The 3,283-nt window shown below is 76.8% G+C and carries 5 protein-coding genes and 1 riboswitch; of the genes, 1 reads left to right on the plus strand and 4 read right to left on the minus strand.

From position 1 onward, the window contains the following. The 3 genes from VGH76_RS13525 to thiO form a co-directional block, all read right to left on the minus strand. On the minus strand, positions 1-623 hold a 623-nt coding region (locus VGH76_RS13525), incomplete at its 3' end, for a thiazole synthase (RefSeq protein ID WP_331557204.1). 2 nt (positions 624-625) lie between these two features. Beyond that, positions 626-826, minus strand: coding sequence for a sulfur carrier protein ThiS (gene thiS, locus VGH76_RS13530; RefSeq protein WP_331557205.1), 201 nt, complete (start codon positions 824-826; stop codon positions 626-628). Further along, positions 823-1,971: a glycine oxidase ThiO gene (thiO, locus tag VGH76_RS13535; protein ID WP_331557206.1), complete on the minus strand. Its 1,149-nt coding sequence runs from the start codon at positions 1,969-1,971 to the stop codon at positions 823-825. Before thiO ends, thiS begins: the two co-directional genes overlap by 4 nt. Beyond that, positions 1,965-2,085, minus strand: a riboswitch (TPP riboswitch). (Overlaps the previous gene by 7 nt.) A gap of 32 nt (positions 2,086-2,117) precedes the next feature. Here thiO and thiE point away from each other — a divergent pair. Next, positions 2,118-2,786: a thiamine phosphate synthase gene (gene thiE, locus VGH76_RS13540; RefSeq protein WP_331557207.1), complete on the plus strand. Its 669-nt coding sequence runs from the start codon at positions 2,118-2,120 to the stop codon at positions 2,784-2,786. Between the two features lie 44 nt (positions 2,787-2,830). Here the strand turns inward: thiE and VGH76_RS13545 are convergent. Next, positions 2,831-3,283: hypothetical protein (locus VGH76_RS13545; RefSeq protein ID WP_331557208.1), on the minus strand; the 453-nt coding region annotated here is incomplete at its 5' end.

Here is a 3,283-nt window from a genome sequence, read left to right on the forward strand (position 1 = left end):
GCGGTCGCCAGCAGCACGGCGTCGCAGCCCAGCTCCATCGCCTGCGCCGCCTCGGACGCCGTCCCGATCCCCGCGTCGAGCACCACCGGCACGCTCACCGAGCCCACGATCATCTCGATGTTGTGCGGGTTCCGGATGCCCAGCCCCGTCCCGATCGGCGAGCCCAGCGGCATGACCGCGGCACACCCGGCGTCGGCGAGCTTGGACGCGAGCACCGGGTCGTCGTTGGTGTAGGGCAGCACGGTGAAGCCGTCGTCGACGAGCTGCTCGGCGGCGTCGAGGAGCTCGATCGGGTCGGGCAGCAGGGTGCGGTCGTCGGCGACCACCTCGAGCTTGACCAGGTCGGTGCCCAGCGCCTCGCGGGCCAGCCGCGCGGTGAGCACCGCCTCGGCCGCGGTCCGGCAGCCCGCGGTGTTCGGCAGCGCCTCGATCCCCAGCCGCTCCAGCAGGGCCAGCACCCCCGGGCCACCGCCGGCGTCGAGGCGGCGCATGGCCACCGTCGTCAGCGCCGTCCCGGACGCCACCAGTGCCCGCTCGAGCACCGCCAGGTTGGCCGCGCCCCCGGTCCCCATGATCAGCCGGGAACCGATCTCCCGGCCACCGACCACCAACGGGTCACCCATGATCAGCCTCCCTGCACCGCGGTGAGCACCTCGAGCACCGCGCCCTCGCGCAGCCGGGTCGACGCCCAGGCGGCGCGCGGCACGACCTCCCCGGACAGCGCCACCGCCACCCCGCGGTCGGGGACACCGTGGGCGGCGAGGACGTCGGCGACGGTCGCGTCGGGGGCGACCTCGATGACGGCGCCGTTGAGGAGCACGGTCACGACGACACCTCCAGCGTGGCGACCCGCGACGCCGAGGCCGCGGCGGACTCCGCGGGCACGGGACGGCCGGCGAGCAGGTCCGCGACGACGTCGGCCGTCAGCGCGGTGAGCAGGATCCCGCCGCGGCCGTGGCCGAAGCAGGCGAGCAGCCCCCCGGGGGCGCCGGGGAGCGCGCCGAGCACGGGCAGGTTGTCGGCGGTGCCGGGCCGGAACGAGGCGGCGGTCTCCTCGAGCGCGTAGTCCGCGATCCCCGGCAGCACCCGCTCGGCGTCGGCGAGGAGGTCCCGCACGCCGCCCACGGTCACGTCGGCGTTGAAGCCCGCCTCGTACTGGGTGGCGCCGAGGACGAGCCGGCCGCCGTCGCGCGGCACGGCGTACACGGCGCGACCGGCCACCGAGGCCCGTACGGTCCGCGTCGGCGGCGGCAACGACCCGGCCCGGGCCCGCACCCGCAGGATCTCCCCCTTCACCGGGCGCACCAGGCCCGCCAGCGCCGGGTGCAGCGACGCCGACCACGCCCCGGCCGCGACGACCACCCGCTCCGCCCCGAGCCGCTCCCCCGACCTCAGCTCCACCCCGGAGACCGCCCCACGGGACTCCGTCACGCCCACCACCGACTCACGGCGCACGACGACGCCGGCCCGCTCCGCCGCCGCCCGCAGCGCGGCGAGCAGGAGGCGGTTGTCGACGGCGAGGTCGTCGGGCACCGCGAGTCCGGCGCGCACCGCGGGCCCCAGGGCGGGTTCCCGACGACGGGTCTCGCGGCCGGTCAGGCGCTCGGCGTCGCGTCCCCAGGCCTGTAGGTGCCCGACGATGCGGTCGAGGTCCTCCCGATCGGCGGAGTCGACGACGACGGCGAGGGTCCCCTCCCGGCGCAGCCCCACCGGCCGTCCGGAGGCCTGCTCGACGGCGTCCGCGAACGCGGGCCAGCGCCGTAGCGACGCCGCGCCGAGCTCGAGGAGGGGACGCTCGCCGGGCCAGGCCTCGGTGATCGGGGCCAGCATCCCGCCGGCCACCCAGGACGCGCCGGAGCCCGGGTCGGGATCCACGAGGACGACCTCGTCCGCGACGTGGTCCCGCGCGGCGACCCACGCCGCCGTCGTACCGACGACGCCGGCACCGACCACCACGGTGCGGTCATCCATGATCGATCCCTCCCTGCGCCGGCATGACCCGGATCAGGTTCGACGGTCGGGACCCTGGCGCTCGCGCGCCGTCCCCTCTCAGCCCGGCCGATCCGGGCTCCCGTGGTACTGCTCGCCCGCAACCCTACGCGTTAACGTCGCCCGCGATGACCAGCTCGACGCACGCCCCCGAGGACGTCGGTGCCCGCCGCCGGGACCGGCTCGCCCGCGCCCGGCTCTACCTGTGCACCGACGCCCGCCGCGAGAGCGGGGACCTCGCCGGGTTCGCCGACGCGGCGCTGCGCGGCGGGGTGGACGTGCTGCAGCTGCGGGAGAAGGGCTTGGAGGCGCGCGACGAGCTGGCGGCGCTGGCCGTGCTGGCCGACGCCTGCCGCCGCCACGGCGCGCTGCTGGCCGTCAACGACCGCGCCGACGTGGCCCTCGCCGCCGGCGCCGACGTGCTCCACCTCGGCCAGGACGACCTCCCCGTGGCCACCGCCCGGGCGATCCTCGGCGACGACGTGCTGATCGGCCGCTCGACCCACGACCTCGACCAGGCCCGCGCGGCCGCCGTCGAACCCGGCGTCGACTACTTCTGCACCGGACCGTGCTGGCCGACCCCGACCAAGCCGGGACGCCCCGCGCCGGGCCTCGACCTCGTGCGGGCCACCGCGGCCGACGCGCCGTCGCGGCCGTGGTTCGCGATCGGCGGGATCGACCACGCGCGCCTGCCCGAGGTACTGGCGGCCGGGGCGACGCGGGTGGTCGTCGTCCGCGCGATCACCGACGCCGAGGACCCGGCGGCGGCCGCCGGTGCGCTCCGCGCAAAGCAGTAATCCGTGTCATAGGGCGGACTACTGCTCACCTGCGCGCAGCGCACCTACCCGCCGGAGCCCTGCTGCTGCTGGAACTGCGGGACCAGCGAGGACAGCACCCCGCCGCCGTTGCCGGCCGGCTGGCGGCTGGTGCTCGGCGTCGTCGTCCGCGACGAGTTCGAGCCGGACTGCCGCGTCTCCTGGGCGCCGGAGCTCCGGGTCGACTCGGTGCTGCTCTGGTCGGAGCTGTCGGAGCTGTCCGTCGTCGGGGCCTCGCTCGTCGACGTGGCCGGCCCGGTCGTCTGCCCGAAGATCGAGCCGACCGAGGTCCCCGAGCTGCCGCCCGAGAGCGGGTGCCCGGCCGCCGACTCCACGGCGAAGCTCGCCAACAGGCCGATCGCGAAGATGCTGGCCGCGACGCCGCCGAGCGTGACCCAGGTCTTCCAGGAGCGCTTGCGCCGCGGCCGGTCGACGGCGCCGGCGAGCTGCGTCGGGTCGTCGGGGCCCGGACCCAGCAG

The organism is Actinomycetospora sp. (assembly GCF_036497585.1).
GTDB lineage: Bacteria > Actinomycetota > Actinomycetes > Mycobacteriales > Pseudonocardiaceae > Actinomycetospora.